8 protein-coding genes and 1 riboswitch are annotated in these 12,673 nt (G+C 74.1%); of the genes, 6 read left to right on the plus strand and 2 right to left on the minus strand.

Annotation, left to right across the window (positions count from 1 at the left end; translation table 11 throughout):
* Positions 1 to 64 precede the first annotated feature (64 nt).
* Positions 65 to 216: riboswitch (cobalamin riboswitch) on the minus strand.
* A 345-nt stretch (positions 217 to 561) separates the two neighbouring features.
* On the minus strand, positions 562 to 1,968 hold the full coding sequence (locus ACIOFR_RS19425; RefSeq protein WP_400998708.1) for a short-chain fatty acyl-CoA regulator family protein: 1,407 nt from the start codon (positions 1,966 to 1,968) through the stop codon (positions 562 to 564).
* A gap of 345 nt (positions 1,969 to 2,313) precedes the next feature.
* On the opposite strand from ACIOFR_RS19425, the gene aceA reads away from it, so the two are divergent.
* The 6 genes from aceA to ACIOFR_RS19455 all read left to right on the plus strand — a co-directional run bounded on the left by aceA (position 2,314) and on the right by ACIOFR_RS19455 (position 10,126).
* The gene (gene aceA, locus ACIOFR_RS19430) at positions 2,314 to 3,606 is read left to right on the plus strand and encodes an isocitrate lyase (protein WP_400998710.1); all 1,293 of its coding nucleotides are present in this window, start codon (positions 2,314 to 2,316) and stop codon (positions 3,604 to 3,606) included.
* 145 nt (positions 3,607 to 3,751) lie between these two features.
* A complete protein-coding gene (aceB, locus tag ACIOFR_RS19435) occupies positions 3,752 to 5,362 on the plus strand; it encodes a malate synthase A (RefSeq protein ID WP_400998713.1) in 1,611 nt (536 codons plus the stop codon).
* A 25-nt stretch (positions 5,363 to 5,387) separates the two neighbouring features.
* Positions 5,388 to 6,254: a 3-hydroxybutyryl-CoA dehydrogenase gene (locus tag ACIOFR_RS19440; RefSeq protein WP_400998716.1), complete on the plus strand. Its 867-nt coding sequence runs from the start codon at positions 5,388 to 5,390 to the stop codon at positions 6,252 to 6,254.
* Between the two features lie 117 nt (positions 6,255 to 6,371).
* On the plus strand, positions 6,372 to 7,439 hold the full coding sequence (tsaD, locus tag ACIOFR_RS19445; protein ID WP_400998719.1) for a tRNA (adenosine(37)-N6)-threonylcarbamoyltransferase complex transferase subunit TsaD: 1,068 nt from the start codon (positions 6,372 to 6,374) through the stop codon (positions 7,437 to 7,439).
* A gap of 122 nt (positions 7,440 to 7,561) precedes the next feature.
* Positions 7,562 to 8,776: a serine hydrolase domain-containing protein gene (locus ACIOFR_RS19450; protein ID WP_400998721.1), complete on the plus strand. Its 1,215-nt coding sequence runs from the start codon at positions 7,562 to 7,564 to the stop codon at positions 8,774 to 8,776.
* A 192-nt stretch (positions 8,777 to 8,968) separates the two neighbouring features.
* Positions 8,969 to 10,126 carry an alpha/beta hydrolase gene (locus ACIOFR_RS19455; protein WP_400998724.1) on the plus strand — a complete coding sequence of 386 codons (1,158 nt, stop codon included), beginning with the start codon at positions 8,969 to 8,971 and terminating at the stop codon, positions 10,124 to 10,126.
* A gap of 43 nt (positions 10,127 to 10,169) precedes the next feature.
* Here ACIOFR_RS19455 and ACIOFR_RS19460 read toward each other — a convergent pair whose 3' ends face one another.
* Positions 10,170 to 12,647 carry a SpoIIE family protein phosphatase gene (locus ACIOFR_RS19460; RefSeq protein WP_400998727.1) on the minus strand — a complete coding sequence of 826 codons (2,478 nt, stop codon included), beginning with the start codon at positions 12,645 to 12,647 and terminating at the stop codon, positions 10,170 to 10,172.
* Between the last annotated feature and the right edge of the window lie 26 nt (positions 12,648 to 12,673).

Raw genomic sequence — 12,673 nt, forward strand, 5'->3', positions numbered from 1 at the left:
CGCTCCGCCGACCCGCCCACGAGGTCACCGAGATCACCGCGTGCGGTCGCACGCGGGCAGTGGCAGGTCTTCGGACTCGCGGGCACGTCCACCTGTCGAAGGCGGACACCTACTGGCCGTCGCTTCCCGGGCCCCGACGGGCCCAGTGCATGTGACGGCGGTCGTTCCCACTCACCGCTGCGGGGCAGTCCCGGATTCCCACCGGGTTCCCTCTTACGACGCTCCCGCCTGGCTGGCGGGGCGAACCGACTGCGAGGCACAGCCTACGGCCATCGCGCCGGCCCGGTCCGCGGTCGTCCGGATGGCGGATGGCGGCGTGGGACGGTCCGCGGCCGTCCGTGCGGTGTCGCTCGGCGGCGCAGGGCGGTTTCCGCGAGGCCTTCGGGGCGCTCGCCGGCCGCCAGGTCGGCCGGGTGGCCGGTCGGCCGGGTGGTCACCGCGACGATGACGGCGCGGCCCCGCGTCGGCCGCGACGCTGCCGGACGCCCCGCTGCCGGACGCCCTGCGGTCCCGCCACCCGCAGGGCCGCCGGCGGGGTCGTCCCCGCCGGCACGTCGGGCCTCACTCCGCGGGCCCGGTGCGGACGGGGTACGGGACGAAGGTGCTGGCGTGCTCGTCCACCGCCAGGGGCAGGCCGAGGGCGGGTGCGGCGCGCTGCGGGCAGGCGGGGCGTTCGCAGACCTTGCAGCCGAGGCCGATCGGGGTGGCCGCGCCCTGGTCCCCGAGGTCGAGGCCGGTGGAGTACACCAGGCGTGCGGCGTGCCGCAGTTCGCAGCCGAGGCCGATGGCGAAGGTCTTTCCGGGCTTCCCCCAGCCGCCCGGCGAGCGGGTGACCGCGCGGGCGGTCCACAGGTAGCGCCGGCCGTCCGGCATGGCGGCGACCTGGACGTGCACCCGGCCGGGCGCGGCGAAGGCCTCGTAGACGTTCCAGAGCGGGCAGGTGCCGCCGGTGCGGGAGAAGTGGAAGTCGGTGGCGGACTGCCGTTTGGAGACGTTGCCGGCCCGGTCCACCCGGACGAAGGAGAAGGGCACCCCGCGCAGCCGGGGCCGCTGGAGGGTGCTGAGCCGGTGGCAGACGGTCTCGTAGCCGACGCCGAAGTGGTCGGCGAGGTGTTCGATGTCGTAGCGGGCCGCCTCCGCCTCGGCGTGGAAGGCGGCGTACGGCAGGACGAGGGCGGCGGCGAAGTGGTTGGCGAGGCCGATCCGGGTGAGCGACCAGGCGGTGGAGCCGGTCGGGCTGTCCTGCGCGGCGAGGTCGGACAGCAGCGGGTCGTGCTCCAGGTAGGCCAGTTGGGTGGCCATCCGGAAGGCCTGCTGGCCGGGGCGCAGCCGGTCCGAGAGCCGCAGCACCCGGGCCTGCGGGTCGTACGCGTGCAGGCGCTCGCCCCCCGTGGCCAGCCGGACTCCGTGCGCGGACGCGAGGCGTTCGGCGAGCACCGCCCTGACCCCGCCGCGCCGCAGCCCGATGCCGGACGCCAACTCCTCGGCGGCCAGGTCGAGTTCGTGGACGTAGTTCCTGCGGCGGTAGAAGTACTCGCGGACCTGCTCGTGCGGGGTGCGCGCGGTGTCGGGGGCCGGGCCGCGGTCGCCGGCGAGGACGGCGAGCTGTTCGGCGACGGCCCGGCGGCTGCGGCTCAGGTCGGTCAGCAGCCGGGCCACGGCGGGCAGTCGGGCGGCCAGGTCGTTCAGGTCGCCGGGGGTGACGCGGCCGGTGGCGAGTTCCTCGCCTAGGCAGTCGCGGAGGTCGGCGGTGAGCCGGGCGGTGTCCGGCGGGGCGAAGTAGCCTGCGTCGACGCCGAAGGCCTCGGTGAGCCGCAGCAGCACCGGGACGGTGAGCGGGCGGGCGTCGTGCTCCAGCTGGTTGAGGTAGCTGGGCGAGAGTTCGAGCAGCCGGGCCAGGGCCGCCTGGCTGAGCCCGCGGTCCTCGCGCAGGCGGCGCAGCCGCGCTCCGGCAAAGGTCCGTCCCATCGAGCCGTCTCCGTTCGTCGCCGACTGTTCGGGTGCCGGGCAGCATAGCCGGGAGGAGCGGGGCAAGATCTTCGCATGCTTCGCGGATTCACAGGATCCGGTTCGCAGAAGATGGCATCCGGCCACCGGTGACGGCCGTCGCGGCGGGTGTCAGAGTCGGTGCTGCGGCCGGCAGGCGCACCACGAAAGGCCCGCTCCACCAGATATGTGCGACCTGGCGGCGGGCCTTGGGGGGCAACAACGTCTTGGCGGCCCAGGCCGTCTGCCCGGCGCTCCGGCCGCACCCCCACCTCGCGGGGTGAGCATCCTCACACCCTTCGCAACGAGCATTCCCGGGAGCGGATCATGACGCAGTCGGTTCGGCAGCAGCAGGAGCAGCAGACGGCGGAGCTGGCCGCCCGGTGGGCGTCCGACCCCCGCTGGGCGGGCGTCGAGCGGACCTACACCGCGGCCGACGTGGTGTGGCTGTCCGGCACGGTCCGCGAGGAGCACACGCTGGCCCGGCGCGGCGCCGAGCGACTGTGGTCGCAGCTGCACGAGCGGGACTACATCCACGCGCTCGGCGCGCTGACCGGCGGTCAGGCGGTGCAGATGGTGAGGGCCGGGCTGCAGGCGATCTACCTGTCGGGCTGGCAGGTCGCCGCCGACGCCAACCAGGCCGGGCAGACCTACCCGGACCAGAGCCTGTACCCCGCCAACTCCGTTCCCCAGGTGGTGCGCCGGATCAACAACGCGCTGCTGCGGGCGGATGAGATCGACGCCGCCGAGGGTGACGCCGGTCCGGACTGGCTGGTGCCGATCGTCGCCGACGCGGAGGCCGGCTTCGGCGGTTCGCTGAACGCGTTCGAGCTCACCAAGGGCATGATCGCGGCCGGGGCGGCGGGCATCCACTACGAGGACCAGCTGGCCTCCGAGAAGAAGTGCGGCCACCTCGGCGGCAAGGTCCTGGTCCCCACCGCCCAGCACGTGCGCACGCTCAACGCGGCCCGCCTGGCGGCCGACATCGCGGACGTGCCGACCGTGATCGTGGCCCGCACCGACGCGCTGGCCGCCAACCTGCTGACCACCGACGTCGACGAGCGCGACGCCCGGTTCTGCACCGGCGAGCGCACCGCCGAGGGCTTCTACCGCGTCGAGCCGGGCATGGCCCCGGTGATCTCCCGCGGCCTGGCGTTCGCCCCGTACGCGGACCTGCTGTGGGTGGAGACCGGCACGCCGGACCTGGCGCAGGCCCGCGAGTTCGCCGAGGCCGTCAAGGCCGAGTACCCGGACCAGATGCTGGCCTACAACTGCTCGCCGTCCTTCAACTGGAAGGCCGCCCTGGACGACGACCAGATCGCCAAGTTCCAGCGCGAGCTGGGCGCGATGGGCTACCGCTTCCAGTTCATCACGCTGGCCGGCTTCCACGCGCTCAACCACTCGATGTTCCAGCTGGCCCGCGGCTACGCCGAGAGCGGCATGACGGCCTACGTCGACCTCCAGGAGGCGGAGTTCGCGGCCGTGGCGGACGGCTACACCGCGGTCAAGCACCAGCGCGAGGTCGGCACGGGCTACTTCGACCGGATCTCCACCGCGCTCAACCCGAACGCCGAGACGCTCGCCCTGACCGGCTCCACCGAGACCGAGCAGTTCCACTGATCAGGCCCGGCCGGATCCCCCACGTCCGGCCGGCCTCCCGACACCTCCGCCCGGGGTCCCGTTGAGGGACGGGACCCGGTGGCCGTCACCGCCCGGGGCCGCGTAGGGAGACGCGGCCCCGGGCCCCACCTTCCTGGAGAGCCGGATGACCCTGACCAGCCGTATCGAGATCCTCGGTGAGCCCGAGGAGCGGTTCGACGAGATCCTCACCCCCGAAGCCCTGCACTTCGTGGCGGCCCTGCACGACGCCTTCGCCGACCGGCGCACCGAACTGCTCGCCGAGCGCCGCCGCCGGGCCGCCGTCCTGGCCGCGACGGGCACCCTGGACTTCCTCCCGGAGACCCGCGCCGTCCGGGAGGACCCCACCTGGCGGGTCGCACCGATCGCGCCCGGCCTCGCCGACCGCCGGGTGGAGATCACCGGCCCGCCGGAGCGCCGGATGACCGTCAACGCCCTCAACTCCGGCGCCGAGGTCTGGCTCGCCGACTTCGAGGACGCCACCGCGCCCACCTGGCACAACCTCGTGTCCGGCCAGCTCAACCTGCTGGACGCCGTGCAGCGGCGGATCGACGACACCACCGCCGACGGCCGGCGCTACCGGATCGGCGACAGCCCGGCGACCATCGTGGTCCGCCCGCGCGGCTGGCACCTGGACGAGGCCCACCTGCTGATCGACGGCCGTCCGGCCGTCGGCGCGCTCACCGACTTCGGCCTGTACCTGTTCCACTGCGGGCGGCGTCAGATCGCGAACGGCAGCGGCCCGTACTTCTACCTCCCCAAGCTGGAGAACCACCTCGAAGCGCGGCTGTGGAACGAGGTCTTCACCTTCGCCCAGGCCGAGCTGGGCATCGCCCACGGCACGATCCGCGCCACCGTCCTGATCGAGACCATCACCGCGGCGTTCGAGATGGACGAGATCCTGTACGAGCTGCGCGAGCACGCCGCCGGCCTCAACGCGGGCCGCTGGGACTACCTGTTCAGCCTGATCAAGAACTTCGCCGGCCACGGCCCCCGCTACGTGCTGCCGGACCGCGCCACCCTCACCATGACCCAGCCCTTCCTGCGGGCCTACACCGACCTGCTGGTGCGCACCTGCCACCGACGCGGCGCGCACGCCGTCGGCGGGATGGCCGCCGCGATCCCCAGCCGCGACCCGGCCGCCAACGAGGCCGCCCTCGCCAAGGTCCGGCTGGACAAGGAACGCGAGGCCGGCGACGGCTTCGACGGCTCCTGGGTCGCCCATCCCGGCCTGGTCGCGACCTGCCGGGAGGTGTTCGACGGCGTCCTCGGCGAGCGGCCGCACCAGATCGACCGGAGCCGCGAGGACGTCGAGGTGACCGCCGCCGACCTCCTCGCCGTCCAGCGCCTGTCCGTCGGCCTGCCGACCGACGAGGGGGTGCGCTCCAACGTGGCGGTGGCGCTGCGCTACCTGACCGCGTGGCTCGGCGGCTCCGGCGCGGTCGCCGTGTTCGGTCTGATGGAGGACGTCGCCACCGCCGAGATCGCCCGCTGCCAGCTGTGGCAGTGGCAGCACCACTGCTCGCGGCTGACCGGGGGCTCGCTGGTCACCGCGGACCTGGTGCGGCGGCTGATCGACACCGAACGGGCCGCCCTGCTGGCCGAGGGCGCCGACCCGGCTCCGGTGGACGACGCCGTCCGCATCCTGACGGAGACCGCGCTCGGCACCGAGCTGTCCGCCTTCCTCACCACCGAGGCCTACGCCCGCCACCTGGTCCGTGTCCGCACCGCGGCCTGAGCCGCCCGAGCAAGGAGACAGCGCCATGAACGAGATCCGACGGGTGGCCGTGGTCGGCGCCGGACAGATGGGCTCCGGCATCGCCGAGGTCTTCGCCCGGGCCGGACTGGACACGGTCGTGTGCGAGCGCGGCCCGGACGCCCTGCGCACCGCCCGCGCCCGGATCGACCGCTCCCTGCACCACGCGGTCGACCGCGGCAGGCTGAGTCCGGCCGGACGCGAGGACGCCTGGGCGCACCTGCTGTTCGCCGACGACATCGAGGCCCTGGCCGACCGTCAGCTGGTCGTCGAGGCCGTCGTCGAGGACGAGCCCGTCAAGACCGAGGTGCTCGCCCTCCTGGACAAGGTGCTGGTCGACGAGCAGGCCGTGCTCGCCACCAACACCTCGGCCATCCCGGTCACCCGGCTCGGCATCGCCACCGGCCGCGCCCCGTACGTGCTCGGTCTGCACTTCTTCAACCCGGCGCCGGTCATGCCGCTGGTGGAGCTGGTCTCCTCGCTGCACACCGAACGGACCGTGCTGAACCGCGTCGAGGAGTTCGCCGTCGACACCCTCGGCAAGCACGTCATCCGCTCCCGCGACCGGGCGGGCTTCGTCGTCAACGCCCTGCTGGTCCCGTACCTGCTGTCGGCGATCCGGATGGCCGAGGCCGGCCACGCCACCGCCGCCGACATCGACGCCGGGATGGTGCACGGCTGCGCCCACCCGATGGGCCCGCTCCAACTCGCCGACCTGATCGGCCTGGACACCGTCCAGGCGATCGCCGAGTCACTGTACGAGGAGTACAAGGAGCCGCTCTACGCCCCGCCGCCGCTGCTCTCCCGGATGGTCGAGGCCGGGCTGCTCGGCCGCAAGACCGGGCGCGGCTTCCACCGCCACCGTACGGCCTGAGGCGGTCGCGGACCCTCCGGTGTCCCGGCCTCCGTCGCGGAGGGCGGGACACCCTCACCTTGTTGCACAATATGTGCAGATGCATGTCTTCTGCGACAAGGCGGGGTGAGGGTGACGATGGCGGGTTCGCCGGTGGTGCTGGGGATCGAGTCGTCCTGCGACGAGACCGGAGCCGGTCTGGTGCGCGACGGTGTGCTGCTGGGACACGCGGTGGCGTCGTCGATGGACGAGCACGCCCGCTTCGGCGGCGTGGTGCCCGAGATCGCCGCCCGGGCGCACGTCCACGCGATGGCCCCCGTCGTCCAGCAGGCCCTGGACCGGGCCGGTCTCACCCTCTCCGACGTCGGCGCCGTCACCGTCACCGCCGGCCCCGGCCTGTCCGGCGCGTTGCAGGTCGGGGTGGCCGCCGCCAAGGGCTACGCCTTCTCGCTCGGCGTGCCGCTGTACGGCGTCCACCACCTCGCCGGGCACGTCGCCGCCGCCACCCTCGACGGCGGTCCGCTCCCGGACCCGTGCGTCGTCCTGATCGTCTCCGGCGGCCACACCTCACTGCTGCTGGTCCGCGACCTCGCCCGCGACCCGATCGTCCACCTCGGCGACACCCTGGACGACGCAGCCGGCGAGTGCTTCGACAAGGTCGCCCGCATCCTGCACCTGCCCTACCCCGGCGGCCCCGCCATCGACCGCGCCGCACGCGACGGGGACCCGAAGACCGTCCGCCTCCCCCGCCCGCTCAGCGGCCCCGACGACCCCCCGTACGCCTTCTCCTTCTCCGGCCTCAAGACCGCCGCCGCCCGCTGGATCGAGGCCCAGCGCGCCGCCGGAACCGAACCGCACGTCCCCGACGCCGCGGCCGCCCTCCAGGAAGCCGTCGCCGACACCCTCACCCGCAAAGCCGTCCGCGCCTGCACCGACCACGGCATCGACACCCTCGTCGTGGTCGGCGGCGTCGCCGCCAACTCCCGCATCCGCGCCCTCACCGAACAACGCTGCGCCGCCGCCGGCATCACCCTGCGCGTCCCCGCCCTGCGGCTGTGCACCGACAACGGCGCCATGATCGCCGCGATCGGCGACCTGCTCGTGCGCTCCGGCGCCGAACCCGCCCCGAGCAACCTCGCCATCGACCCCTCCGCCCCGCTGGAGTACGCCGCACTCACCCCGCGCGCCGCCACCCGCGCCGCGTGACACGCCGCTGCGCTCCCCGGGGCGGCCGTCCGCCGCGCCGGTGGCGCCGAACGAGTGGACTCGCCGGAGCACGGTCCGCGGGCGCGGACCTGCGGCCCGGGTCCGGGTGGTGACGTTGCCCCATGCGACGCACCCCCTCCCGCCGGCTGTTCGCCGCGGCCCTCCTCGCGGTCTCCGTGCTGGCACCGACCGCGGCGGCACCCGCCACCGCCTCCCCCGCCGCGGCCGTCCCCGCCACCGCCGTCGACCGCACCCACCCCGACGGCTTCCCACCGGGCGGCCTCGGGCCCGAGGTGACCTCCCGGCTGGACCGGGCCGTCGAGGAGGTCCGCCGGCAGGCCGGCATCCCCGGCGTCGTGGTCGGGCTGTGGCTGCCGGGCCGGGGGAGCTACGTCCGCGCCAGCGGCGTCGCCGACACCGCCACCGGCACGCCGATGACCACCGGCCTCTTCTCGCGGATCGGCAGCGAGACCAAGACGTTCACCGTCACCGCCCTGCTCGAACTGGTCGACGAGGGCAGGATCGGGCTGGACGACCCGGTCTCCCGGTACGTCGACGGCGTGCCGTGCGGCGACCGGATCACCCTCCGCCAGCTCGCCGAGATGCGCAGCGGGCTGTTCCCGTACAGCTCGGACCCGGACTTCGTGCGGGACCTGGAGAGCGATCCGCACCGCTCCTTCACCCCGCGGGAGTTGCTCGCGTACGGCTTCCGGCACGACAACACCGCCGGGCCGGGCGAGACGTTCCAGTACTCCAACTCCAACATCGTCCTGCTCGGCCTGGTGATCGAGAAGGTCAGCGGCCGCGCCCTCGGCGACTTCCTGCGGCAGCGGGTGCTCCGCCCGGCCCGGCTGCACCACACGCTGTTCCCGCGCGGCGCCGAGTTCCCCTCGCCGCACGCGCACGGCTACTCCGACGAGACGCCGAGCGGTGCGATCGCGGACGCCACGGACTGGAACCCGAGTTGGGCCTGGTCGGCCGGTGCGATGATCTCGAACCTGGCGGACCTGCGGCGCTGGGCCGAGGTGGTCGCCACCGGTGAGCTGCTGAGCCCGCGGACCCAGCGGGAGCGACTCAAGGTGCTGCCGACCGGCTTCCCGGGCACCGGTTACGGCCTCGGCATCATGGAGACCGGCGGGTGGATCGGCCACAACGGATCCCTGCCGGGCTACGAGAGCGTGACGGTGTACCTGCCCTCGCAGCGGGCCACCCTGGTGCTGCTGCTCAACACGGACGTCCGCGTCCAGGGCCAGGAGCCCTCCTCACTGCTGGCCCGGGCGATCACCGAGATCGCGACCCCGGACAACGTCTACGACCGCCCGGTACCGCCGCGCTGAGCGGCGTCCGGACCCGCCCGGCCCGCCGCCCGCCCGCGGGGGCGGAGCGGGCCGGGCGGGTGGGCCGGGCCGCGAGCCACAGATATCTCCCAGACTTTACCCAGGAACGGGCAACCGAACGGCAGTTCCGTCCCGTCACTCCTCTCGCCGGGCGCAGGGCCCGGCGGCACAGGAGCTGGGTACCACAACGCGATGAATCTGACCGGCACGCCCTTCCTCATCCTCACGATCGTCCTGTTCGTGGCCTCCCTCCTGCTGGCGATGGCCCAGTGGAGAGGCAGAAGGGTCTTCACCGGTCGGGTGCCGGCCGTGGAGCGGCGGAGACGGCCGCGGCCGACGATCAGGTACCTCTCCAGCATCCTGTTCTGCCAGTGCACGGCCGTGATGCTGGTCTTCGTCCTCGTCAACAACCAGAACCTGATCTACGACAGCTGGGGCGACCTGCTGGGCACCTCGGACCACGTCCGGGCCGTGCCCCTCCCGCCGGAGGACAAGGGCCTCGCCGGCGACCGGGCCGGCGCGTCGGGCGCCCAGGCCCCCAAGGTGGCGCAGTCGTTCCACCCCGCGGACTCCGACGCCGTGCCCAGGAGCGTCAAGCAGACCGACCTCAAGGGCCGGCTCTCCGGCGTCGACGGCGAGGTGCTGGTCTGGACGCCGCCGCAGTACGACGAGCCGGCGTACAAGGACCGGACCTTTCCCGTCGTCGAGCTGCTGGCCGGCTACCCCGGCGCCTCCAGCACCTGGTTCGGCACCATGGACGTGATCAACCAGCTCGAACCCCTGATGAAGTCCGGTCAGGTGGCGCCCTTCGTGCTGGTCTCCCCCCGGGTCACCCTGCTCGGCGCGACCGACACCGGCTGCGCCGACGTCCCGGGCAAGGTCAACGCCGACACCTGGCTCTCCCGGGACGTCCCGCAGATGATGGTGGACAACTTCCGGGTCGACACCACCCCGGAGCGCTGGGCCCTGGCCGGGTACTCGGCCGGCGCCCACTGCGCGACCCGGCTCGCCCTCGCCCACCCGAACCGCTACCGGGCCGCGATCAGCTTCTCCGGCTACAACGACCCGGCGGGCGAGCCCGCCTCGCTGACCGCCAAGGACGCCAAGCTGCGGGAGACCTCCAACCCGCTCTACCTCCTCGCCCACGCCGCCGCCCCGCCGAACGTCGCACTGTTCGAGAGCGGCCGCAAGGGCGACGGTCTGGAGGACGCGACGGCGCTCCAGCAGGCGGCGAAGAGCCCGACCACCGTCACCCCGTACGAGACCACCGGCCCGCACCTGACCTCGACCTGGAAGCCGCTGGTCGCCCCGGCGTTCAAGTGGCTGACCGCCATCATCCCGGCCCGGTAGCGGCGGCGCGGCGGGCCCGGCCGACGGCGGGCCCGCGCGCCGGTCAGCGCAGGTGGATGCCGATCAGGCAGGTGTCGTCGTCGGTGTCCGCGCTGCTGTACGTCAGCAGGTGGTCGAGCCGGCTCTCCAGGTCGTCGGGGTCGCCGGACCGGTCGGGCCGCCGGACCGTGGTCAGCAGCTGGTGCAGCGAGTCCTGCAACGAGCGGTCCTTCCGTTCGATCAGACCGTCGGTGTACAGCAGCAGCGTGTCGCCGGTCTCCAGCTGGAGTTCCCCCTCCGCGTAGTCGGCCTCGGCGATGGCCCCGAGCAGGATGCCGCTCACCGTGGGCACCGTGCTCGCCTCCCCGCCGCGGACCAGCACGGGCGGCAGGTGGCCGGCCCGTGCCCAGCGCAGCATCCGGGTGCCGGGGTCGAACAGGGCGCAGATCGCGGTGGCGGTCACGTTGTCGGTGAGGTGGTGGGCGACCGCGTTCAGCCAGGCCAGCAGCTGCGCGGGGCCCGCACCGGTGGCCGCGAGGCCGCGCAGCGCGTTGCGCAGCGCGACCATGCCGGTGGCCGCGTCGATGCCGTGCCCCGCGACGTCGCCGACGCACAGCAGCACCTGCTTGGTGGGCAGCACCACGGTGTCGTACCAGTCGCCGCCCACCATGTGGTCCTTCTCGGCCGGCCGGTAGCGGACGGCGATGCGCAGCGCACCGAGGTCCAGCGGGCCGCGGCTCGGGGGCATGATGGCGTGCTGGAGCTGGAGGGTGAGCCGGTTGCGTTCGGCCGCCTGCTGCTCGCTGTGGGCGAGTTGGTCGCGGGTGGCGGCGAGCGCGACCTCCGTCCAGTGCTGCGCGGAGACGTCCTGGTAGGCGCCGCGGACGGCGGTGATGGCGGAGTTGTGGCCGAGGACGGGTTCGGCGACCACCCGGATGTGCCGCGCGATGCCGTCCGGCCGCTGGAGCCGGAAGGAGGTGGACGCCGGGCGCTGGTGGTGCAGCAGTGCCCGCAGGAACCGGCCGATGCCGGTCTCGTCGTCCGGGTGCGCGTGGTCGGCCAGTTGGGTGAGCGGGATGGGCGCGGCCGTGCGGGGCACGCCGTGCAGGTCGAACAGGGTGTCGTTCCAGGTGATCTCGCCCGAGCGCAGATTCTCCTCGAACCCGCCGATCCGGCCCAGGCGTTGGGCGTGCTGCAACAGGCTGGCCACCCGCTGCGCCTCGTCCTGGATCCGCCAGACCAGGACGACCCGGTCGGCGTGCCGGCTGATCCCGACCTGGGCGACGGCGGTCAACGGCACGTCGTCCACCAGGGCCGTCAGCGGCATGCCCGCCGTCCGGAACGACTCCCCCGTCGCGTGGACGCGCTCGACCTTCTCGTACAGGCCGCCCGGGGCGGCGGCGAGCGGGTACGCCTCCAGCAGCAGCGCGCCGACCACGGTGCCGCGCGGCCGGCCGGCGAAGTCCACGAAGTGCGGGTTGGCGTGGCTGATCAGGTAGTCGGTGACGGTGCCGTCGGCGGCCAGGTGCGGCTGCAGGAGCAGCGCCGGGTCGAGCAGGCCGTCCACCAGGTCGCGCAGTTCCGCCAGCCGGGTGTCCGGGTCCGGTCCGGACGGGGCGGCGTCGGCGAACCCGGGCTGGCTCTCCAGCGGATGGGCGCACAGTTCCGCGAGCGCCTCCAACTGGCGCTGGATCTGGGGTGGTTGCGGCGGGAGCGGGCCGGGCCAGCAGATCTCCAGGACACCGATCACCCGGCCGCCGATCCCGGAGACCACGGCGACCCGGCCGCCGGGCACCTCGTGGCGCCCGATCGACGGCGGGCCGGCCTCGGAGAGGTCCTGGTAGCGGGCGGTGCCGCGTTCGGCGAGGGCCCCCCGGGCGGGGGTCAGCACGCCGGGCGGCACGTGGTGCCAGCGTGCGGTCTCCTCGGCGGTGAAGCCGGCCGCCCCGGCCAGGGTCAGCGAGCCGTCCGCGTGGGCCGCCCAGATCGCGACGGCCGAGGCGCCGAGCGGGGCCAGGGCGTGTTCGAGCAGCGACTGCGCGGCCCGCTGCACGTCGCCGTCGGCGAGCGCGCCGCTCTCCGCACTGCGCAGCCGGACCGCGAGGTCGGGTTGCGGTCGGACGGTCGCCCTGGCGGTGACGAAGTCCTTGACCAGGTCGGCGAGTTGGTCCCGGGATGCCTGGTTGACGATGTCGGCGGCGAGTTCCAGCGGCGAGGAGGCCGCCTGGGTGGCCAGGCTGTCGAGCTGTCGGGCCGCCTCGCTCGGGCCGCAGCCCAGCCGCTCGACCAGGATGCCCCGGGCCAGGTCGATCAGCGCCCGGCCGTCGGACCGGGCGTGCGCCTCTTGGACCTCGCGGCGCAGCCGCTCGACCGTCGACGCCAGCCGCCCGACCACTCCCCCGGCCGGGAAGGCGTCGGCCCCTTCCGCGGCATCGGGCGCTGCCGCGGCATCGGCCGTTGCCGGGCCGTCCGCCGCGGGGGCCTCGCCGGCCGGCCACGCCGGGTGCGGCTGCTGCTCCCCGGACGGGTGGGAGGTGTGCACCGGGCTGCTCCTCGGGGGGTCGGCGG

Origin of the sequence: Kitasatospora sp. NPDC088346, from assembly GCF_044740765.1 — a bacterium.
Taxonomy (GTDB): domain Bacteria; phylum Actinomycetota; class Actinomycetes; order Streptomycetales; family Streptomycetaceae; genus Kitasatospora.

Excerpts from the sequence above, each read along its gene's own strand:
- ACIOFR_RS19425 (WP_400998708.1), bottom strand. The coding sequence starts at position 1,968 with ATGGGACGGACCTTTGCCGGAGCGCGGCTGCGCCGCCTGCGCGAGGAC.
- aceA (WP_400998710.1), top strand. The coding sequence starts at position 2,314 with ATGACGCAGTCGGTTCGGCAGCAGCAGGAGCAGCAGACGGCGGAGCTG.
- aceB (WP_400998713.1), top strand. The coding sequence starts at position 3,752 with ATGACCCTGACCAGCCGTATCGAGATCCTCGGTGAGCCCGAGGAGCGG.
- ACIOFR_RS19440 (WP_400998716.1), top strand. The coding sequence starts at position 5,388 with ATGAACGAGATCCGACGGGTGGCCGTGGTCGGCGCCGGACAGATGGGC.
- tsaD (WP_400998719.1), top strand. The coding sequence starts at position 6,372 with ATGGCGGGTTCGCCGGTGGTGCTGGGGATCGAGTCGTCCTGCGACGAG.
- ACIOFR_RS19450 (WP_400998721.1), top strand. The coding sequence starts at position 7,562 with ATGCGACGCACCCCCTCCCGCCGGCTGTTCGCCGCGGCCCTCCTCGCG.
- ACIOFR_RS19455 (WP_400998724.1), top strand. The coding sequence starts at position 8,969 with ATGAATCTGACCGGCACGCCCTTCCTCATCCTCACGATCGTCCTGTTC.